The sequence below is a fragment of the Pseudomonas sp. PH1b genome (genome assembly GCF_000633395.1).
Lineage (GTDB): Bacteria > Pseudomonadota > Gammaproteobacteria > Pseudomonadales > Pseudomonadaceae > Aquipseudomonas.
Window position 1 is genome coordinate 75368 of record NZ_AYMU01000002.1, and the last position, 20067, is coordinate 95434.

The window sequence follows — 20067 nt, forward strand, 5'->3', positions numbered from 1 at the left end:
GCATGGGTCATCTATCTATTGCTTCGCGCCTGGATGAAGTTTTCGCCCGGCACGCCACCCAGACCGCGCTGAGCTGCAACGGCGTAGTGCTCAGCTACCGGGAACTGGAGCTGCGCTCGGCCGAGGTGGCGGCGCGTTTGCTGGGCCTTGGCCTGAAGCCCGGCAGCACCCTGGGCCTGCAAGTGCAGCGCTCGATCGAGCAATTGGTGCTGCTGGTGGGCATGGTCCGGGCCGGCCTTTCGTACTGCTATCTGGACCCTGGCAACCCGCCCCAGTGGAACCAGTCGGTCTGTGAGCGCAGTGGTGTGCATTGGCGGGTCACCCAGGAAGCTGCGGGCGGCCCGGGGTACCTGGCGCTGGACGAGTTGCTGGCGCCAACCGACGAGGTGCCGTGCTGGCCGCAGCTGACCGGTGCCGAGCCGGTGTACGTGAACTTTTCCAGTGGCACCACCGGCGCGCCGAAGATCATTCCCTGCACCCATCGCGGGGTGTTGGGCTTTTGCGATCGCCCGCGCCACTTTGCGCTGCAGCCGGGCTTTCGCATGCTGTACGCCTCGAACCTGACCTTCGATGCCTCGCAGTTCGAGATCTGGACCGCGCTGCTCAATGGCGGCGAGTTGCATATCCATGTTCCAGGCCCGCTGACCCTTGAGCACCTGCGTCGTTACATCCATGACGTCGGGGTCGACAGCCTGTGGCTGACCTCGACCCTGTTCAATACCTTCATCGACATCGATCGTGACTGGCTGCGGGGCGTCAGGCGGCTGATGGTCGGCGGCGAGGTGCTGTCCGCGGGGCATATCCGCCAGGCCTATGCCGCCTCCGAAGGGCTGGTGCTCTACAACGGCTATGGCCCCACGGAAAACACCATGGGCACCTGTGTCTATGCCATTCCCCGGGACTTCGACAGCCGCCGGGAGATCCCCATCGGCCAGGCCGTGGACGATGCCACTCTGTTGCTGGTGCGCGCCGATGGGCAGCCGTGCGAGGTGGATGAGCCCGGCGAGTTGCTGATCGCCGGGGGCGGCCTGTCCCCGGGTTATCTCGGGGATGCCGAGCTGACCCGGGAGCGCTTCATCGACCTGCCGTGGCAGGGCCAGACACTGCGTTGCTACCGCAGTGGCGACCTGGTTTCCCGGGATGGCCAGGGGCTCTATCACTTTCATGGTCGCAGCGATGACCAGATCAAGCTGCGTGGCCAGCGCCTGTCCCTGACCGAGGTCGCCGCCGCCTTCAAGCGGTACCCGGGGATGCTCGATTGTGCCGTGCTGCTGGATGACCAGGGAACCGAGGCGCAGTTGCTGCTGGTGTACCTCAAGGCGCCCGGGGTCGAGCCCCGGGCGCTGGCCGAATATGGCCGGCAAGGCCTGCCGCCGTTCATGGTGCCGCAGCGTTTTGTCGAGATTGAGCGCTTTCCGTTGCGGGCGTCCGGCAAGCTGGATATTGCCGAGCTGAAGCAGCGGCTGTGCCACGGGCAGCCGGCCGCGCAAACCGATGACTCGCCGGCAGGGCGTTTTCTCGCGCGTTTTGGCGTGTTGGTTCATGACCTGCAGCGCAGTTTCTTCGACAACGGCGGCAACTCCCTGGGGGCGATCAAGCTGGTGGGCATGGTGAACCGGCACCTGGGCTGGGAGGGCCTGGACCTGGAGCAGTTCTACCGCATGGCCACCCTGGGCCAGTTGCTGGACTGGCTGCAGGCCCAGCCCGGCCTGGCATCCCTGCTGGAAAACGGTGCCGAGGAGTACCACGTGATGGCGACGCAGCAGCAGTCCCTGGCCACAGCCCAGGCAGGCTTTTGCATCAACACTCACCTGGGGCGTTTTGCCGTGGTCCGCGCCACCTCCGCGCACCAGGCCGAGGAAGCTTTGCGCAGCGGTTCCGGGGCGTTGTCGGGGGCCGGCGACAGTCGCTGGATCGGCTTGAACAAGAGCCAGTTGTCGATGGTGTATGCCGAACTGTTCAGCAAGGATCTGCGGGCCAACAACGTGCTCTACCTGTTCCGGCCCGAGCAGTTGCCGGCCGCCGGGCTGGACCTGGAGGCGCTGGCCCGAGGTTTGAAGCAGCGCTATCCGCTGGCGGGCTGTCGGGTGGCACGGGTCGAGGGTGAGTACTGTTTTGACCTGGCGCCCGAGCCGCCGGCGCGCCTGTGGCTGGAGGAGGTCGTGGAGTTTCCCACCCAGCAGGCCTGCGTGGAGCATTTCCTGCAGCGGCCGCTGTCGCTGTTCGAGCAGGACCTGTGCAGCCTGTTCAAGGTGCGCATCGACGGCACCCTGCACCTGGGGCTGTGGCTGCATCACATCCTTGGCAACCATGTCGGCCAGTTGAGCCTGCTGCGCAGCGTGGAGCAGTTGGCGCTGGATTCGCATTCGCCTGCGGTGGCGGACTTCTCCTTTGTTGGCAACAACCTGATGCAGGCCGAGGCATATGAGCGTCTGGCCGATGCCGGTACCGAGGCCTGGGAGCAGGAGGCCGAGGAGTACGCACCGCTGGCCGATATCCCGGCGCCGACGGCCACAGCCCAGGTGGTGCAGTTTCGGGCGGCACTGGCCATGAACCCGTTGAAGCTGGCCTCGCCGCAGCGTCTGTTCCACCTGTTGCAGGCCTTCCGCCAGGGCTGCGCCGAGGGCCTGGGGATAGAGGCTCCGATCGTCAATCTGCTGTTCGCCTGGGCCGAGCGTTCGGTGATCAGCGGGTTCTCCAGCTACACGGTGCCTGTGCCGCTGACTCCCGGGCGCTTTGCCGAAGGCGGCGAGCCTCAGGCCGGCATGGATTACCTGAATACCAAATTGGCCCGGGCGGCCCTGGGCTATGAGGAAATACTCGCGGCACTGGGCTTGTACGGCTTTGCCCCGGCGTTCCTGTGCAACTTCGTCGAACTGCCGGCCAGTGATGCCCAGTGGCTGCAAACGCGGGTCGCCAACCCGGTCACCGAGTGGCCCAAGACCCTGCTCGACCTGACAGTGATCAAGTCGGCCCAGGGTTGCGAAGTACTGCTCAACAGCTATCTGCCCGAGCCGCGGGCCCGGGCTTTTCTCGAATCCTTTGTCGCGGCGGGGCAACGTCAATGAAGCTGATCTGCTTTCCCGACTTTGTCGGCCATCCGATCTGTTTTTCCGCCCTGGGTCGGGCGCTCAAAGGGCAAGCGTCGCTGGTACAGGTCAACTACAGCGACTACTGGCCCTATTCCAGTGTCGAGGCCCTGGCCCGGCAGATCGCCGAAGAGCATGACCTGACGGCGCTGGATGCGGTGCTCGGTTACTCCTTCGGCGCCTATGTGGCGGCCTGTTGCGTGGCCCGGAGCACGGCGCCCGGCAGGCCGCTGCTGCTGGTGGACCCGCCACTGTTGGCCGAGCTGCGAGGGCTGGCCCCTGACGCCATTGCCCGGCGCCTGGCGGCCGATCCGCAGTACGCCTATGTCGATGATCTGGTGGACGCGCAATTGGTCAGTCGCGAGTGCGTGCATGGCAACATCCTGCAGCTGTCTCAATGGCAGGCCGTGCCGCTTAAGGGCGTCGCGGTGGATGTGCTGCTGTCCGCCGGGCGCAGCACCGAGGGGCTGGCCCCGGGCCTGGGGCTTGATCCGAGTCAGGACAATCGCTACTGGCGGGATGAGCAGCGCCACCATGGCTCGGTGATCAACAGCCCTGATGTGCTCACCTGGCTGCTGAACCCGGGGGCCTTGCAGCGCATTGCCTGGTGATCGACGCTGGCCCGTTCGAGGTGCCCTCGGTTCCAGCCAAGTTTTCCCTAGTAGCCTCTGCCTTGCGCCAATACTCGCGCAGCTATGGAGAGGCATCCGATACAGCCGCTGAGCAAGACCGATTGGCTGAACAAGGTTCCGCAGGTGACGCTGGCCTTCCGGATCATCCAGGAAGACCTACTGACCCTGGTGAAAACCTGGTGGGCATATACCCCTCCAGCAGGGCAGGTGGACCTGTCTGTGGCCCAGGTGCAGGACGAGATCCTGCTGCAGGTCCGCGACTCGGAGACGGGTATTGCCTTGGCCGAGCGCGAGCGGGTGTTCGATCCTTTCCAGCGCCGGCCGGGCAGCGATGAAGTGGGCTACGGGCTGAGACTTGCCATCGTCAAGGCGATTACCGATCGGCATGCCGGCCGGGTCAGGTTGGATTCCGCCGACCAGCGGGCCAAATGCGGGTTGTGCGTGTCAGTGGCTTTTGCCCGGGTGCAGGTTGCGCCGGCGGGGCAGGGCGCGGTTGTTGGACAGAATAGGCTTTTGAATACCCTGGATATTCTGTAGCCTTGCGCGGCTCCAATGTTGTCCGTACCTGATGAACTCACTCTCCCGGCGGGGCCCTTAAGCGGTCCGGAGCCGGTGGTATACTCGACTTTCGCGCCTAAGCGCCTGCAGGTCTTGCGAACATGACGCAAATTTCTGAACGCCTTCTGGTCCAAGCCCACCTCGATGCCAAGCAGCCCAAGCCTTTGAGCGCTGCGCAAGAGGCCCATCTTCGTGCTGCCATTGCTGCCGAGCTCAAGGCTCAGGACGCGGTGCTGGTTGCGCATTTCTATTGCGATCCGGTGATTCAGGCCCTGGCCGAGGAAACCGGCGGTTGTGTCTCCGACTCCCTGGAAATGGCCCGCTTCGGCAATGCCCATCCGGCCAAGACCGTAGTGGTCGCCGGTGTTCGCTTCATGGGCGAGACGGCGAAAATCCTCAATCCGGAAAAACGTGTGCTGATGCCAACGCTGGAGGCCACCTGTTCCCTGGACCTTGGGTGCCCGGTGGAGGAGTTCTCGGCCTTCTGCGACCAGCATCCGGAGCGCACCGTGGTGGTGTATGCCAACACTTCGGCGGCGGTCAAGGCTCGTGCCGACTGGGTGGTGACCTCAAGCTGCGCCCTGGAGATCGTCGAAAGCCTGATGGATAACGGCGAGACGATCATCTGGGGCCCGGACAAGCACCTGGGCACCTATATCCAGCGCCAGACCGGTGCCGACATGCTGCTCTGGGATGGTGCTTGCATCGTCCACGAGGAATTCAAGTCCAAGCAGTTGGAAGACATGAAGGCGCTTTACCCGGATGCCGCCATCCTGGTGCATCCGGAGTCCCCCAGCTCGGTGATCGAGTTGGCCGACGCGGTGGGTTCCACCAGTCAGTTGATCGCTGCCGCGCAACGGCTGCCGAACAAGACCTTCATCGTCGCCACCGATCGCGGCATTTTCTACAAGATGCAGCAGTTGTGTCCGGACAAGGTCTTCATCGAAGCGCCTACGGCCGGTAACGGTGCGGCGTGCCGTAGTTGCGCCCATTGCCCGTGGATGGCCATGAACACCCTGGAGCGTACCCTGGAGTGCCTGAGGACGGGGAGCGGCGAGATCAGTGTCGACCCGGCCTTGATTCCCAATGCGATTCGTCCTCTCAAGCGCATGCTGGATTTCACTCAGGCCGCGCGCATGAAGCTTGCCGGCAACGCCTGACCGATTGTTTTCCGGCCCATAAAAAACGCCCCGATCTGTCGGGGCGTTTTTTATGGGCGTGTATTACTTCTTCCGCTTGGGAATGCGCACCAGTTGGGTATTGGAGTAGATGTCGTGCCAGCTGCGTTTCTGCTTGTCCACCAGCACCCAGAAGAAACCCAGGCCGGCGCACAGCCAGGAAGCGATCGAGACCATGAAGCGCAACAGCGCCTGCCACAGGCTGATGCGGCTGCCATCGGCGTTCTGCACGCGAATGCCCCAGACTTGCATGCCCAGGGTCTGGCCGGTATGAGTCCAGAATTTGGCGAAGAAGCCAAATAGCACGAACAGCAGTACCGTGGAGTACAGCGGATCACCGTCCAGGGCCCCGGCTTCGGTCAGGGTGCGCATCCGGGCCTCGCCGATGATCTGCATCTGGATCAGCTTGTAGATGCCTCCCGTAACGATCAGCAGGGCAACGCACAGCAGGAAATCATAGAACATCGCTGCCAGGCGACGACCCAGGGTGGCGGCGGGAAACTCGCCTTGGGGGCTTAGCAGATGTTTCGACATGGCAGGCTCTCGACTGGAAAAGAAAGCCATTTTACGGAATTGCGCGCACAAAAAAGCCCCTGATGTCAGCATCAGGGGCTTTTTCGTTACAGACGATTAGGCTTCTGCTTGTACTTCGTCAGCCTGCATGCCTTTCTGGCCTTGCACAGCGATGAAGGTCACTTTTTGGCCTTCTTTCAGGCTCTTGAAGCCGTTGCCCTGAATGGCGCGGAAGTGTACGAACAGATCCGGACCGCTTTCTGGAGTGATAAAACCAAAACCTTTCTCGTCGTTAAACCACTTGACGGTACCGCTCTGACGTTGGGACATTTCTTATTTCCTTTGACGCTAAAAAATTAATGACAGTCTCTTCCTCGTGAAAGAGTACTGGGCTGGGTTGCAGGAAAGTAAGAGGCGTCGAACGGGTTGTAGCAAACTTGTTGGCTACTGCCCAGGTCACGATTCCAAGCGACCCATGCAAACACAGTGGGGAAACTCTACGCCAACTACGGGAGAAAAAACAAGCCCTGCGAACCCCCGGTATTACGCCGCTTGCCAAGGTTTGGCGGAACTAGCGTTCAGGGCTTATTCGATAGAGTCGTTCAATTGTTTTCGGATGTTATAAGTGAAGTTCAGTATCGAAGATGTGCACTGTTTTATGGCGGTTGCGTTACAGATTAGTGCACTTTTAACGCAACCGCGTTACTTATAGAAACAGTCCCTCAGCCGCGGTAATAGCGTTGTGGGACGAATGGCATTTTGCTTACAAGCATTGGCACCTTTTTCCCACGAACTATTGCTGAAACTGGTGTGTCGAGTGCGCAGTGCTCGATATCGAGGTAGCCCATGGCCAACGGGCCGCCCAGGGTCGGGCCAAAACCGCCGCTGCACACGTTGCCGATAACCTTGCCTTCGGCGTCGACGATCTCTGCTCCTTCCCGTACCGGTGTGCGTTCCTGGGGCAGCAGGCCGACGCGCTTGCGGCTGACGCCGGCTTGCTGCTGGGCGAAGATCACTTCGGCCCCGGGAAAGCCACCCGCACGAGCACCGTCGGCGCGGCGTACTTTGGAAATGGCCCACAGCAGGCTGGCCTGGATCGGCGTGGTGTCACTGTTCATGTCGTGGCCATAGAGGCACAGGCCGGCTTCCAGGCGCAGGGAGTCACGGGCCCCAAGGCCAATGGCTGCCACCTCCGGTTCAGCCAGCAGAGCACGGGCGAGGCGTTCTGCCTCGGCAGCCGGGATCGAGATTTCGAAACCGTCTTCACCGGTGTAGCCCGAACGGCTGACAAAGCACTCCGCTCCCAGCACGGTCACAGGCTTGAATTGCATGAAGGTCATCTGCGCCACTTCTGGTGCCAGGCGCGCCAATACAGTGACGGCGGCCGGGCCTTGCAGGGCCAGCAGGGCGCGCTCTTCGAACAGCGGCTGAATGTCGCACTGGGTGCCGATGTGCTGGCGCAAGTGGGCCAAGTCCTGGTCTTTACAGGCGGCATTGACCACCAGGAACAGTTGGTCGTCACCCAGGTTGGCGACCATCAGGTCGTCGAGGATGCCGCCTTGCTCGTTGGTGAACATCGCATAGCGTTGCATGCCCACGGGCAGGTCGATGATGTCTACCGGCACCAGGGTTTCCAGGGCCTTGGCGGCCTGGGCGCCGCTCAGGCGGATCTGACCCATGTGGGATACGTCGAACAGGCCGGCCTGCTCACGGGTGTGCTGATGCTCTTTCATCACCCCCAGCGGGTACTGCACCGGCATGTCGTAGCCGGCGAAGGGCACCATGCGTGCACCCAGTTCCAGGTGCAAGCTGTGCAGTGGGGTCTTCAACAGTGATTCGGTGGACATGGGCAACTCCTGATAAATCGGCTGCTACGCCATTGGCGCGTCAGCACTCGATAATGTTCACGGCCAAACCGCCACGGGCGGTTTCCTTGTATTTGCTTTTCATGTCGGCGCCGGTCTGGCGCATGGTGCGAATGACCTTGTCGAGGGAAACGAAATGCTGCCCGTCTCCTCGCAGTGCCATGCGCACTGCGTTGATGGCCTTGACCGAACCCATGGCGTTGCGCTCGATGCAAGGCACTTGCACCAGGCCGCCAATCGGGTCACAGGTCAGTCCGAGGTTGTGTTCCATGCCGATTTCCGCCGCGTTCTCGACCTGCTGCACGCTACCGCCGAGTACCTCGCACAGGGCACCGGCCGCCATCGAGCAGGCGACGCCCACCTCACCCTGGCAGCCGACCTCGGCGCCGGAGATCGAGGCGTTTTCCTTGTACAGGATGCCGATCGCGGCAGCGGTGAGGAGAAAGCGCACCACGCCGTCCTCGCTGGCTCCAGGAATGAAGCGCATGTAGTAGTGCAGCACTGCGGGGATGATTCCGGCTGCGCCATTGGTGGGAGCGGTGACCACGCGTCCGCCGTTGGCGTTTTCTTCGTTGACGGCCAGGGCATAGAGGTTGACCCAGTCCAGCACCGATAAAGCGTCGCGCAGCGCCGCTTCCGGGTGCTTGCACAATTGCCGGTGCAGGGCGGCGGCGCGGCGCTTGACCTTGAGCCCTCCAGGCAGGATGCCTTCGTTGCGACAGCCGGCGTCGACGCAGTCTTGCATCACTTGCCAGATATTCAGCAAGCCTGCACGGGTTTGCGCTTCCGGGCGCCAGGCGCTTTCGTTGCTCAGCATCACCTGGCTGATGGTCAGGCCGTAGGTGCTGCAATGCTGCAGCAGTTCCTTGGCGTTCCTGAAGGGGAAGGTCAAGGGGGTGGTGTCTTCAACGATCCGGTCGGCTCCGGCAGCGTCTTCATCAACGACGAAACCGCCACCGACGGAGTAGTACTCGCGGCTGCGAACCTGCAGGCCGGCGTTATCCAAGGCACGAAAGATCATGCCATTGGGGTGATAAGGCAGGGGTTTGCGGATCATCGCCAGGTGTTCTTTCTCATTGAACACGATGGAGTGTTCGCCGAGCAGGCTGAGGCGTCCGCTGCTGCGTATTTCCTGCAGGCGAGCGGCAATGTTTTCGGTATTAACGGTATCCGGGTGTTCACCTTCCAGGCCCAGCAGGACAGCCTTGTCGCTGCCGTGGCCCTTGCCGGTGGCGCCGAGCGAGCCGTACAGCTCGACCTTGACGCAGGTGATTCCCGTCAGCAGTCCGTCACGGCGCAGGCCTTCGACGAACCGCGCAGCGGCACGCATCGGGCCAACGGTGTGGGAGCTGGAGGGGCCAATGCCAATCTTGAACAGGTCGAACACGCTCAGGGACATGTGGGTTCTCCGGTTTCTTATTATTGAGAGTAGCGGCAAGCCACAAGCTGCAAGCAGCAAGAAAGAGCCGATCGGCTGTTAACTTGCCGCTTGCCGCTTGAAGCTCACCACTGCTTCTCAGGCATAGCTTTCGATGGATGGGCAGGCGCACACCAGGTTGCGGTCACCGAACACGTTGTCGACTCGGCCCACCGGCGGCCAGTACTTGCCCTCCACCAGGGACGCCACCGGGTACACCGCCTGTTCGCGGCTGTAGGGGTGGGTCCATTCGCCCACCAGTTCCGCCGCGGTGTGCGGGGCGTTTTTCAGCGGGTTGTCGTCCGGGTCCAGGGCGCCGCTTTCCACTGCGCGGATTTCTTCGCGGATGCGGATCATCGCGTCGCAGAAACGATCCAGTTCCTGCTTGGACTCACTCTCGGTGGGCTCGATCATCAGGGTGCCGGCCACCGGGAACGACATGGTCGGCGCATGGAACCCGAAGTCGATCAGGCGCTTGGCCACGTCGTCGACGCTGATGCCGCTGCTGTCCTTCAATGGGCGCAGGTCGAGGATGCATTCGTGGGCCACCAGACCGTTGCTGCCGGTGTAGAGCACTGGATAGTGTTCTTCCAGGCGCCGCGAGATGTAGTTGGCATTGAGGATCGCCAACTGCGAGGCACGCTTGAGGCCGGCGCCGCCCATCATGCGGATGTACATCCAGGTGATCGGCAGAATGCTGGCGCTGCCGAACGGTGCGGCACAGACCGCGCCCTTCTTGTTTTCCAGGGCCGCGTGCCCCGGCAGGAACGGCGCCAGGTGCGACTTGACGCCGATCGGGCCGACACCCGGGCCGCCACCGCCGTGGGGAATGCAGAAGGTCTTGTGCAGGTTCAGGTGCGACACGTCGCCGCCGAACTTGCCCGGCGCGCACAGGCCGACCATGGCGTTCATGTTGGCGCCATCGATGTACACCTGGCCGCCGTGGTCATGGATGATGCCGCAGATTTCGCGGATGCCTTCCTCGAACACGCCGTGGGTCGAAGGGTAGGTGATCATCAGCGCCGCCAGGTGCTCGCGGTGCTCGATGGCCTTGGCTCGCAGGTCCTCGATGTCGACGTTGCCCCGGGCGTCACAGGCGGTGACCACCACGCGCATGCCGGCCATGTTGGCGGTGGCCGGGTTGGTGCCGTGGGCCGAGGACGGGATCAGGCAGATGTCGCGGCGCTCCTCGCCACGGCTCTGGTGATAGGCACGGATTGCCAGCAGGCCGGCGTACTCGCCCTGGGAACCGGCGTTGGGCTGCAGGGACACGGCGTCGTAGCCGGTGGCGGCGCAGAGCATCGCTTCCAGCTCGGTGGTCAGTTGCTGGTAACCGGCGCTTTGCTCAGCCGGCGCGAAGGGATGCAGCGCGCCGAACTCGGCCCAGGTGATCGGGATCATCTCGCTGGCGGCGTTGAGCTTCATGGTGCAGGAGCCCAGGGGAATCATGGTGCGATCCAGGGCCAGGTCCTTGTCCGCCAGTTTGCGCAGGTAGCGCATCAGCTCGGTTTCCGAGTGATAGCGGTTGAACACCGGGTGGCTGAGGATCGCCGACTGGCGCTCCAGGGCCGCAGGGATGCTGCTGGTGACTGCCGCCGCGAGCGCGGTGAAGTCTGGCGTCGGCTTGCCGTCGGCCAAGAGGTTCCACAGGGTTTCAACGTCGGCCTGGGTGCTGGTTTCGTCCAGGGACAGGCCCAGACGCTCGGCGTCTATCACCCGCAGGTTGATGCCCTGGGCACGGGCCTTGTCGTGCAGCGCGGCGGTGCGGCCAGCGGTGTGCAGGCTCAGGGTGTCGAAGAAGTTTTCCTGCTCCACAGCCAGGCCCAGCTGGCTCAGGCCCTTGGCCAGGATCGCGGTCAGTTGATGGACGCGCCGGGCAATCTGTTTCAGGCCTTCGGGGCCGTGGTACACGGCGTACATGCTGGCGATATTGGCCAGCAGCACCTGGGCGGTGCAGATGTTGCTGGTGGCCTTCTCGCGGCGGATGTGCTGTTCGCGGGTCTGCATGGCCAGGCGCAGGGCCGGCTGGCCGAAGCGGTCCACCGAAACGCCTACCAGGCGGCCGGGCATGTCGCGCTTGAAGGCGTCACGGGTGGCGAAATACGCCGCGTGCGGACCGCCAAAGCCCAGGGGTACACCGAAGCGCTGGGCGCTGCCGATGGCCACGTCGGCGCCGAATTCCCCCGGTGGGGTCAGCAGGGTCAGGGCCAGCAGATCGGCGGCCACCGCCACCAGGGCGTTGGCGGCATGGAAACGCTCGGTGAGTGCGCGGTAGTCGAACAGGTCGCCGTTGCTCGCCGGGTATTGCAGCAGCGCGCCGAAGAACGGGCTGACGTCGCTCAGCTCGCGTTCATCGCCCACCACCACCTCGATGCCCAGGGGCTCGGCGCGGGTGCGCAGCACATCCAGGGTTTGCGGGTGGCAATGCACGGACGCGAAGAAGGCGTGGCTGCCCTTGTTCTTGCTCAGGCGCTTGCAGAAGGTCATGGCCTCGGCGGCGGCGGTGCCTTCGTCGAGCAGCGAAGCGTTGGCGATCGGCAGGCCGCTGAGGTCGCTGATCAGGGTCTGGAAATTCAGCAGGGCTTCCAGGCGGCCCTGGGAGATTTCCGGCTGGTACGGGGTGTAGGCGGTGTACCAGGCGGGGTTTTCCAGGAGGTTGCGCAAAATCGGCGACGGCGTGTGGCAGCTGTAGTAGCCCTGGCCGATGAAGGTCTTGAACAGCTGGTTGCGACCGGCGATGGCCTTGATCGAGGCCAGGGCCTGGGCTTCGCTCTGGCCCTGGCCCAGGTCGAGCACGCTGGTGCCCTTGATGCTGTCGGGGATCACGCTGGCGCTCAGGGCTTCCAGGGAGTCGAAGCCGAGGCTGTTGAGCATGGCTTGCTCATCGGCCTGGCGCGGGCCGATGTGGCGTGCAACGAATTCGTTGGCGGTGGTCAGGTTGATGGTCATGGCGGGCTCCTCAGGCTTCGGCGCTGGCTTTGATCAGGCGATCGTAGGCGTCCTGGTCCAGCAGTCGAGCGACGGCGCCGGCATCCGCAGGCATGAAGCGGAAGAACCAGCCTTCGCCCAGCGGGTCTTCGTTGACCAGTTCCGGACTGTCTTCCAGGGCCGGGTTGGTGGCGACCACCTCTCCGTCCAGGGGCATGTATACGCCACTGGCAGCCTTCACTGATTCCACGGTGGCGGCTTCCGCGCCCTTTTCGTAGTTCTGCAGTTCAGGCAGTTGCACAAACACCACATCACCCAAGGCGTTCTGGGCGAAAGCCGTGATACCCACGGTGACGCTGCCATCCGCTTCGCTACGCAGCCATTCGTGATCTTCAGTAAAACGCAACTCGCTCATGGAAACTCCTCAGGGGCCAGATTCGTCTGGTGGACGCGATTGAATGCTCGTGCAGGGCCGAGCCGAATGGCAATGTCCATAGCAAGAACACGGCCAATATTGATTTAATCGTTATAAATCAATGCCTTGAGTGTGTTGGGTGAGGTCTTGAATGTATTCTCTGTAGCGAAATCGCTACAGTCGGCGCCGTGGAAAAAAGGCTATGAGGATCAAAGCCTTGCACTGCCGCGATTATAGGCTTCTGTAGCGAAATCGTTCCACTGTAGCGCTTTCAGTACAGACAGAGGTCGTTTTCAGGTGCGCAGATGGGGCGGCCGGTTCTTCCCGCGCGCTTGAGGCCCCGGTAGCGGCTACCGGGGATGAATGTTGCGCCCGCTGACCTTCAGGCCTTGTTGGGAATGCCGTACTTGCGCAGGCGATGGGCGATGGCGGTGTGGGAGGTCTGCAGGCGGCTGGCCAACTGCCGGGTCGAGGGATAGTTGATGTAGAGGTCTTCCAGCAGGGCTTTCTCGAAGCTCTCCACGGCCTGCTCCAGGCTCTGGACCTCGACGTCGTTCTGGCGCGCCACCGAGGTGCCGGCAATGTCCAGGTCGCCGATGTCCACCAGGTTGCTTTCGCAGATCGCCGCCGCGCGAAAGATCACGTTCTGCAACTGCCGCACGTTGCCTGGCCAACGGTTGCCCAGCAGCGCCGGGTAGGTGCCGGGAGTCAGGCGGCACACCGGGCGCTGGATCTGCGCGCAGGCCTGCTGCATGAAATAACGGGCCAGCAGGAGGATGTCCTGGCCCCGTTCACGCAGCGGCGGCACTTCCACATTCAGCACATTGAGGCGGTAGAACAGGTCTTCGCGGAAGGTGCCTTCGCTGACCATTTTCTCCAGGTCACGGTGGGTGGCGCTGAGGATCCGTACATTGACCTTGATCTCGCGGTCGCCGCCGACCCGGCGGAAGCTGCCGTCATTGAGAAAACGCAGGAGCTTGGCCTGCAGATAGGGCGACATTTCGCCGATCTCATCGAGAAATACCGTGCCCTGGTTGGCCAGCTCCATCAGGCCCGGCTTGCCCCCGCGCTGGGCGCCGGTGAAGGCGCCCGGGGCGTAGCCGAACAGCTCGCTCTCGGCGAGGTTTTCCGGCAGGGCGGCGCAGTTCAAGGCCAGGAACGGCGCATTGTGGCGCGCACTGATGGCGTGGCAGGCACGGGCCACCAGTTCCTTGCCGGTACCGGTCTCGCCCTGGATCAATAACGGCGCATCCAGCGCCGCCACTCGTTGCGCCCGGGCCTTGAGGGTGCGGATGGCCGGTGATTCTCCCAGCAGTGCATCAAAGCCTTCGGCATGGTCATGGTGCAGGGCAGAGAGTCGCTCGCCGATGCGGTTGGGTTGATACAGGGTCAGCAGGGCGCCGGCGTCGGTGATCGGCGTGGCATCCAGCAGCAGGGTCTGGCCGTTGACCATGACCTCCCGCAGCGGCAGGCGAAAGCCCTGTTCCAGCAAGGCCTCCAGCAACGCTGGATCGGCAAACAGTTCGGCAACGCTTTCGCCCGCCGGCTCGCGGCCATACAGGGCAATCAGCGCCGGGTTGGCCAGCAGCACCTTGCCGGCACTGTCCAGGGCCAGCACCGGGTCGGTCATGGCGGCCAGCAGGGCGTCCAACTGCAAGTGGCGGCGTTGGCCGGGAAGGATGTCGACCACCGTCACCGCCTGCACGCCCTGTACGTTGAACAGTGCATCACGCAACTCTTCCAGCACCTGGGGACTCAGGGTCGGAGCGTCGATGTAGACGTTGGGCGGGACCATTTCCACCGCATCCAGGTTGAGGTTGCGTCCGCCCAGCAGGGCCAGGACTTCCTGGGTGATGCCGACGCGGTCGATGAAGCTGACGTGGATACGCATGGGGCGACTGAAGATTCTGGGAAGCGGAAGGGCGCCAGTATGCCTTGGCGCGGGGGCTTAGTCGAAATCGTCACCCATGCTGCAGGAGCCGGCTTGCCGGCGAAGGCGGGCCTGGTACCTGTGCCGGGCGTTGGGCAGTTCGCCGGCAAGCCGGCTCCTACAGAAGATGGGGGCTTATGCCAGGTGCTCGGGTTTGACCGGGTCGCCGGGCTTTACATTGAGTTGTTTGCGCACGTCCTCGAACATTTCGTCGTAGTACTTGTGCATGGTGGCGATGCTGGCGTTCTTCGGCAAACCGTGTTGCTGGGCAATGCGGGTGGCGTGGCGGGCGAAGTCGAAGGCCAGGTCCTTGGCCAGGAAGAACTGCTCCTTCAGCGGCTGGCCTTCGATGGTGCCGTGCAGGGTGAACTGCATGCCCTTGCCTTCCTTGGGATCCTGGGCGACTTCGTAGTCGATGCACAGGTTGTAGCTGAAGTCGTCCTTGTTCAGCGCGTGGCGCTCGATATGCAGGTGACCGGGCTCGAACTTGGCCATAGGCGTCTCTCCAAGGCGTTGAAATGAGGGCAGGCTGCGGGCCTGCCCCAGGTTTTCACCAGCAGCGTCCTACAGGTAGCTGATGCCGGGTTTGGCCGTGCTGATGCGGGTGCCGGCCTTGCCCTGGACGATGGCTTCGATGTCCGAGAGTGAACCGATCACCGCGACTTTGCCAGTGTGCCGGGCGAACTCGCAGGCGGCCTGGACCTTGGGCCCCATGGAGCCGGCCGCGAAGCCGAGCTTCTCCATTTCATCCGGGTGGGCCTGGGCAATGGCCTTTTGAGTGGGCTTGCCGAAGTCGATGAACGCCGCGTTGACGTCAGTTGCGATCACCAGCAGATCGGCTTCCAGTTGCTCGGCCAGAAGCGCCGAGCACAGGTCCTTGTCGATCACCGCTTCGATGCCCCGCAGCTTGCCATCCTCGCCATACATGGTGGGGATCCCGCCGCCGCCAGCGCAGATCACGATGCTGCTCTTTTCCAGCAGCCACTTGATCGGACGGATCTCGAAAATGCGCTTGGGTTTCGGGCTGGCCACCACGCGACGGTACTTGTCACCGTCCGGGGCAATGGCCCAGCCTTTTTCCTTGGCCAGTTTCTCGGCTTCTTCCTTGCTGTACACCGGGCCAATGGGCTTGGTCGGGTTCTTGAAGGCCGGGTCCTTGGCGTCCACTTCGACCTGGGTCAGCAAGGTGGCAAATGGCACCTCGAAGTCCAGCAGGTTGCCCAGTTCCTGTTCGATGATGTAGCCGATCATGCCTTCGGTTTCGGCACCGAGCACGTCCAGCGGGTAGGGTGAAACCTGGGTGTAGGCGGCCGCTTGCAGCGACAGCAGGCCCACCTGCGGGCCATTGCCGTGGGCGATCACCAGTTGGTTGCCGGGATGGACCTTGGCGATCTGTTCGGTGGCGATGCGGATATTGGCGCGTTGATTGTCCGCGGTCATGGGTTCACCACGGCGGAGCAGGGCGTTACCGCCCAGTGCAACGACGATACGCATAATGCAGTCCTTCTAGAGGCTCTGCGGGAGCCGGCTGACCGGCTCCCGAGAGAAGGGGAGGGGTTACAGGTCGGCCAGGGTCGATACCAGGATCGCCTTGATGGTGTGCATGCGGTTTTCCGCCTGCTCGAAGGCGATGCAGGCTGGGGACTCGAACACGTCGTCGGTGACTTCGATGCCGTTGGCCAGGTGTGGGTACTGTTCGGCAATCTGCTTGCCGACCTTGGTGTCGCTGTTGTGGAAGGCTGGCAGGCAGTGCATGAACTTGGTCCGTGGGTTGCCGGTGGCCTTCATCAGTTGGGCATTGACCTGGTACGGCAGCAGTTGCTCGATGCGTTCTGCCCAGGCTTCCACGGGCTCGCCCATGGAGACCCAGACGTCGGTGTGGATGAAGTCCACGCCCTTGACCGCAGCTTTCGGGTCTTCGGTGAGGGTGATGCGTGCACCGCTTTCCTCTGCGTACTTCTTGCAGCGCTGCACCAGGTCGTCATGGGGCCACAGCGCTTTCGGCGCGCAGATGCGCACGTCCATGCCCAGCTTGGCGCCCACCAGCAGCAGCGAGTTGCCCATGTTGTTGCGGGCGTCCCCCAGGTAGGCGTAGCTGATCTCGTGGATCGGCTTGTCGGCGTGCTCGCGCATGGTCAGCACGTCGGCGATCATTTGCGTCGGGTGGTATTCATCGGTCAGGCCGTTGAATACCGGCACCCCGGCGAACTTCGCCAGTTCCTCGACGATTTCCTGCTTGAAGCCGCGGTACTCGATGGCGTCGTACATGCGCCCCAGAACGCGGGCGGTGTCCTTCATGCTTTCCTTGTGGCCGATCTGCGAGGAGTTGGGGTCGATGTAGGTGACGTTGGCACCCTGGTCATAGGCCGCCACTTCGAAGGCGCAGCGGGTGCGGGTCGAGGTTTTCTCGAAGATCAGGGCGATGTTGTTGCCCTTCAGGTGCTGCTGCTCGGTGCCGGTGTACTTGGCGCGCTTGAGGTCGCGGGAGAGGTCGAGCAGGTAGCGCAGCTCACGTGGGGTGTGGTGTTCCAGGCTGAGCAGGTTACGGTTGTGGATATTGAAAGCCATGATGGATCTCCTTTGATTTCGGTCGTCCACTTGCCGAGGCCCTTTGTGGGGGCAACGGCAAGCTGCTATGTCGGATAAGGGGCGCTTAGTAGTCGATCGGGTCGCGGATGATCGGGCAGGTCATGCAGTGACCGCCCCCGCGACCGCGGCCCAGTTCACCGGCGCTGATGGTGATGACCTCGACCCCGGCCTTGCGCAGCAGGGTGTTGGTGTAGGTGTTGCGGTCGTAGCCGATGACCACGCCCGGCTCCACGGCCACCACGTTGTTGCCGTCGTCCCATTGCTCGCGCTCGGCGGCGAAGCTGTTGCCGCCGGTTTCCACGACGCGCAGGGTCTTGAGGTTGAGGGCCGCGGCCACGGTGTCGAGGAAGCTGGTTTTTTCCTGCTGGATATCGATGCCGCCGGGCTTGCTCTCGTCAGGACGCAGGGTGAAGGCGACGATCTGGTTGACCACTTCGGGGAAGATGGTGACCAGGTCGCGATCGCAGAAACTGAACACGGTGTCCAGGTGCATGGCCGCACGGGATTTCGGCAGGCCGGCGACGATGACGCGCTCCACAGCCTTGTGCTTGAACAGGTTCAGGGCGAGCTGGCCGATGGCCTGGCGGGACGAGCGTTCGCCCATGCCGATCAGCACCACGCCGTTGCCGATCGGCATCACGTCGCCGCCTTCCAGGGTGGCGTTGCCGTGTTCCTGGTCGGGATCGCCATACCAGATCTGGAAGTCGGCGTTGGTGAACTCCGGGTGGAACTTGTAGATGGCGGTGGTCAGCAGGGTTTCCTGACGTCGCGCCGGCCAGTACATCGGGTTCAGGGTCACGCCGCCATAGATCCAGCAGGTGGTGTCGCGAGTGAACTGGGTATTGGGCAGTGGCGGCAGGATGAAGCTCGAGTGGCCGAGGAAGTCGCGGAACATCTCGATGGTCTTGCCACCGAAGCTGCTCGGCAGGTCATCGGCCGACACGCCGCCGATCAGGTACTCGGCAACCTTGCGTGGCTCCAGGCTGCGCAGCCATGAACCGACTTCGTTGACCAGGCCCAGGCCGACCTGGTTGGCGGTGATCTTGCGCTCCAGAATCCAGTCCAGGGCTTCGGGGATGGCGACGATGTCGGTCAGCAGGTTGTGCATCTCCAGCACATCGATGTCCCGCTCACGCATCTTGGTCACGAAGTCGAAGTGGTCGCGTTTGGCCTGGGCCACCCACAGCACATCATCGAACAGCAGTTCGTCGCAGTTGTTCGGGGTCAGCCGCTGATGGGCCAGGCCTGGGGAGCAAACCATGACTTTGCGCAGTTTGCCGGCTTCGGAATGGACGCCGTACTTAACTTTTTCCGTGGTCATTACTGTGATCCTCCAGAGACAAAACAATCAGGGGTGTTGCTTTCAAGGCAGAGCTATAGGGTCAGGAAGCCGTCGTAGAGTCCGTAGGCCGCCACCAGGGCGCCTATGACCACCGCGGCAAAAATCAGCTTCTCGACGTTGGTGAAAATCGGTTTGTGCAGTTCCATCTTGGCCTTGGCGAACAGCACCACGCCGGGGGCGTAGAGCAGCGCCGAGAGCAGCAGGTACTTGACCCCGCCGGCGTACAGCAGCCAGATCGCGTAGAGCAGGGCGATGCTGCCGATGATCAGGTCCTTCTTGCGTTCGGCCAGGGCCTGTTCATAGCTTTCGCCGCGCACCGCAAGCAGTACCGCGTAGGCCGCCGACCACAGGTAGGGCACCAGGATCATCGAGGTGGCGAGGTAGATCAGCGACAGGTAGGTACTGGCCGAGAACAGGGTGATGACCAGGAAGATCTGCACCATGGCGTTGGTCAGCCACAGGGCGTTGGCCGGTACGTGGTTGGCGTTCTCGCGGCGCAGGAACTCCGGCATGGTGTGGTCCTTGGCGGCGGCGAACATGATCTCCGCACACAACAGCACCCACGACAGCAGGGCACCCAGCAGCGAGATGATCAGGCCGACGCTGATCAGCACCGCACCCCAGTGGCCCACTACGTGCTCGAGCACGGCGGCCATGGACGGGTTCTGCAGCTTGGCCAGTTCCGGCTGGGTCATGATCCCCAGGGACAGCACGTTCACCAGCACCAGGAACAGCAGCACGGTGATGAAGCCGATGACGGTGGCCTTGCCCACGTCCGAGCGCTTTTCCGCCCGGGAGGAGAAGATGCTCGCGCCTTCGATGCCGATGAACACCCAGACGGTGACCAGCATCATGTTGCGTACCTGGTTCATCACGCTGCCCAGGTCAGGGTTCTTCACGCCCCAGATGTCGGCGGTGAAGATGTCCAGCTTGAAGGCGAACAGGGCGATCAGCACGAACAGCAGCAGCGGCACCACCTTGGCGACGGTGGTCACCAGGTTGATGAAGGCGGCCTCCTTGATTCCGCGCAGGACCAAAAAGTGCACGGCCCACAGCAGCACCGAGGCGCCGATCACCGCGGCCGGGGTGTTGCCCTCGCCAAAGATCGGGAAGAAATAGCCCAGGGTGCTGAACAGCAGGACGAAGTAGCCGACGTTGCCCAGCCAGGCGCTGATCCAGTAGCCCCAGGCCGAGGAAAAGCCCATGTAGTCGCCGAATCCGGCCTTGGCGTAGGCGTAGACGCCGCCATCCAGGTCAGGCTTTCGATTGGCCAGGGTCTGGAATACGAATGCCAGGGTCAACATGCCGACTGCGGTAATTGCCCAACCAATAAGAACAGCACCGACATCGGCACTAGCGGCCATGTTTTGCGGCAGGGAGAAGATTCCTCCGCCAATCATGGAACCCACTACCAAGGCGACTAATGCGCCAAGTCTTAGTTTACCGGGGGATTCAGACATTGCATGACTCCAATGCAGGAGGAGAGAGACGTCAGAATAAATCTGCCTGGACTACGAACAGCTGACTCAGATCAGTTCATTGCTGCATTCCGTTGTGAATGAATGACTTAAGATTTATTGCGGGAGGTAGAATGCTGCCCGGAGAGGGCCA

16 protein-coding genes are annotated in these 20067 nt (G+C 62.8%); 4 read left to right on the forward strand and 12 right to left on the reverse strand.

Annotated features, from left to right (window positions below; all coding sequences use genetic code 11):
- Positions 1 to 2: 2 nt before the first annotated feature.
- From U873_RS34710 to nadA, 4 genes are all read left to right on the forward strand, one after another.
- On the forward strand, positions 3 to 3068 hold the full coding sequence (locus tag U873_RS34710; protein WP_025126816.1) for a non-ribosomal peptide synthetase: 3066 nt from the start codon (positions 3 to 5) through the stop codon (positions 3066 to 3068).
- Positions 3065 to 3700 carry a thioesterase domain-containing protein gene (locus tag U873_RS0102960; protein ID WP_025126817.1) on the forward strand — a complete coding sequence of 212 codons (636 nt, stop codon included), beginning with the start codon at positions 3065 to 3067 and terminating at the stop codon, positions 3698 to 3700. The genes U873_RS34710 and U873_RS0102960 overlap by 4 nt, the downstream gene beginning before the upstream one ends.
- Positions 3701 to 3844: 144 nt before the next feature.
- Positions 3845 to 4258, forward strand: coding sequence for a sensor histidine kinase KdpD (locus U873_RS0102965; protein WP_256244263.1), 414 nt, complete (start codon positions 3845 to 3847; stop codon positions 4256 to 4258).
- A 122-nt stretch (positions 4259 to 4380) separates the two neighbouring features.
- Positions 4381 to 5439 carry a quinolinate synthase NadA gene (nadA, locus tag U873_RS0102970; protein ID WP_025126819.1) on the forward strand — a complete coding sequence of 353 codons (1059 nt, stop codon included), beginning with the start codon at positions 4381 to 4383 and terminating at the stop codon, positions 5437 to 5439.
- Between the two features lie 63 nt (positions 5440 to 5502).
- Here nadA and U873_RS0102975 read toward each other — a convergent pair whose 3' ends face one another.
- From U873_RS0102975 to arcD, 12 genes are all read right to left on the reverse strand, one after another.
- On the reverse strand, positions 5503 to 5991 hold the full coding sequence (locus U873_RS0102975; protein ID WP_025126820.1) for an RDD family protein: 489 nt from the start codon (positions 5989 to 5991) through the stop codon (positions 5503 to 5505).
- A gap of 96 nt (positions 5992 to 6087) precedes the next feature.
- Positions 6088 to 6300: a cold-shock protein gene (locus tag U873_RS0102980; RefSeq protein ID WP_007977299.1), complete on the reverse strand. Its 213-nt coding sequence runs from the start codon at positions 6298 to 6300 to the stop codon at positions 6088 to 6090.
- A gap of 392 nt (positions 6301 to 6692) precedes the next feature.
- Positions 6693 to 7817 carry a glycine cleavage system aminomethyltransferase GcvT gene (gene gcvT / locus U873_RS0102985; protein WP_025126821.1) on the reverse strand — a complete coding sequence of 375 codons (1125 nt, stop codon included), beginning with the start codon at positions 7815 to 7817 and terminating at the stop codon, positions 6693 to 6695.
- A 40-nt stretch (positions 7818 to 7857) separates the two neighbouring features.
- The gene (locus U873_RS0102990) at positions 7858 to 9234 is read right to left on the reverse strand and encodes an L-serine ammonia-lyase (RefSeq protein WP_025126822.1); all 1377 of its coding nucleotides are present in this window, start codon (positions 9232 to 9234) and stop codon (positions 7858 to 7860) included.
- A 117-nt stretch (positions 9235 to 9351) separates the two neighbouring features.
- On the reverse strand, positions 9352 to 12201 hold the full coding sequence (gene gcvP / locus U873_RS0102995) for an aminomethyl-transferring glycine dehydrogenase (protein WP_025126823.1): 2850 nt from the start codon (positions 12199 to 12201) through the stop codon (positions 9352 to 9354).
- A gap of 10 nt (positions 12202 to 12211) precedes the next feature.
- Entirely contained in the window at positions 12212 to 12595 is a 384-nt protein-coding gene (gene gcvH / locus U873_RS0103000; protein ID WP_025126824.1) for a glycine cleavage system protein GcvH, read from the reverse strand.
- A gap of 382 nt (positions 12596 to 12977) precedes the next feature.
- A complete protein-coding gene (locus tag U873_RS0103005; RefSeq protein WP_025126825.1) occupies positions 12978 to 14486 on the reverse strand; it encodes a sigma-54-dependent transcriptional regulator in 1509 nt (502 codons plus the stop codon).
- A 174-nt stretch (positions 14487 to 14660) separates the two neighbouring features.
- Entirely contained in the window at positions 14661 to 15020 is a 360-nt protein-coding gene (locus tag U873_RS0103010; protein ID WP_025126826.1) for a DUF5064 family protein, read from the reverse strand.
- Positions 15021 to 15089: 69 nt separating this feature from the next.
- Positions 15090 to 16019: a carbamate kinase gene (arcC, locus tag U873_RS0103015; RefSeq protein ID WP_025126827.1), complete on the reverse strand. Its 930-nt coding sequence runs from the start codon at positions 16017 to 16019 to the stop codon at positions 15090 to 15092.
- Between the two features lie 63 nt (positions 16020 to 16082).
- Positions 16083 to 17093, reverse strand: coding sequence for an ornithine carbamoyltransferase (locus tag U873_RS0103020; protein WP_025126828.1), 1011 nt, complete (start codon positions 17091 to 17093; stop codon positions 16083 to 16085).
- A gap of 85 nt (positions 17094 to 17178) precedes the next feature.
- Positions 17179 to 18435 carry an arginine deiminase gene (arcA, locus tag U873_RS0103025; RefSeq protein WP_025126829.1) on the reverse strand — a complete coding sequence of 419 codons (1257 nt, stop codon included), beginning with the start codon at positions 18433 to 18435 and terminating at the stop codon, positions 17179 to 17181.
- Between the two features lie 53 nt (positions 18436 to 18488).
- Positions 18489 to 19916 carry an arginine-ornithine antiporter gene (arcD, locus tag U873_RS0103030; protein ID WP_011062888.1) on the reverse strand — a complete coding sequence of 476 codons (1428 nt, stop codon included), beginning with the start codon at positions 19914 to 19916 and terminating at the stop codon, positions 18489 to 18491.
- Positions 19917 to 20067 lie beyond the last annotated feature (151 nt).

Bases quoted from the DNA above. Each gene is read 5' to 3' on its own strand.
- arcA (WP_025126829.1), bottom strand. From the start codon at position 18,435: ATGACCACGGAAAAAGTTAAGTACGGCGTCCATTCCGAAGCCGGCAAA.
- U873_RS0102990 (WP_025126822.1), bottom strand. From the start codon at position 9,234: ATGTCCCTGAGCGTGTTCGACCTGTTCAAGATTGGCATTGGCCCCTCC.
- gcvP (WP_025126823.1), bottom strand. From the start codon at position 12,201: ATGACCATCAACCTGACCACCGCCAACGAATTCGTTGCACGCCACATC.
- arcD (WP_011062888.1), bottom strand. From the start codon at position 19,916: ATGTCTGAATCCCCCGGTAAACTAAGACTTGGCGCATTAGTCGCCTTG.
- nadA (WP_025126819.1), top strand. From the start codon at position 4,381: ATGACGCAAATTTCTGAACGCCTTCTGGTCCAAGCCCACCTCGATGCC.
- U873_RS0102980 (WP_007977299.1), bottom strand. From the start codon at position 6,300: ATGTCCCAACGTCAGAGCGGTACCGTCAAGTGGTTTAACGACGAGAAA.
- gcvT (WP_025126821.1), bottom strand. From the start codon at position 7,817: ATGTCCACCGAATCACTGTTGAAGACCCCACTGCACAGCTTGCACCTG.
- arcC (WP_025126827.1), bottom strand. From the start codon at position 16,019: ATGCGTATCGTCGTTGCACTGGGCGGTAACGCCCTGCTCCGCCGTGGT.
- U873_RS0103010 (WP_025126826.1), bottom strand. From the start codon at position 15,020: ATGGCCAAGTTCGAGCCCGGTCACCTGCATATCGAGCGCCACGCGCTG.
- U873_RS0102960 (WP_025126817.1), top strand. From the start codon at position 3,065: ATGAAGCTGATCTGCTTTCCCGACTTTGTCGGCCATCCGATCTGTTTT.
- U873_RS34710 (WP_025126816.1), top strand. From the start codon at position 3: ATGGGTCATCTATCTATTGCTTCGCGCCTGGATGAAGTTTTCGCCCGG.
- U873_RS0102975 (WP_025126820.1), bottom strand. From the start codon at position 5,991: ATGTCGAAACATCTGCTAAGCCCCCAAGGCGAGTTTCCCGCCGCCACC.
- gcvH (WP_025126824.1), bottom strand. From the start codon at position 12,595: ATGAGCGAGTTGCGTTTTACTGAAGATCACGAATGGCTGCGTAGCGAA.
- U873_RS0103020 (WP_025126828.1), bottom strand. From the start codon at position 17,093: ATGGCTTTCAATATCCACAACCGTAACCTGCTCAGCCTGGAACACCAC.
- U873_RS0103005 (WP_025126825.1), bottom strand. From the start codon at position 14,486: ATGCGTATCCACGTCAGCTTCATCGACCGCGTCGGCATCACCCAGGAA.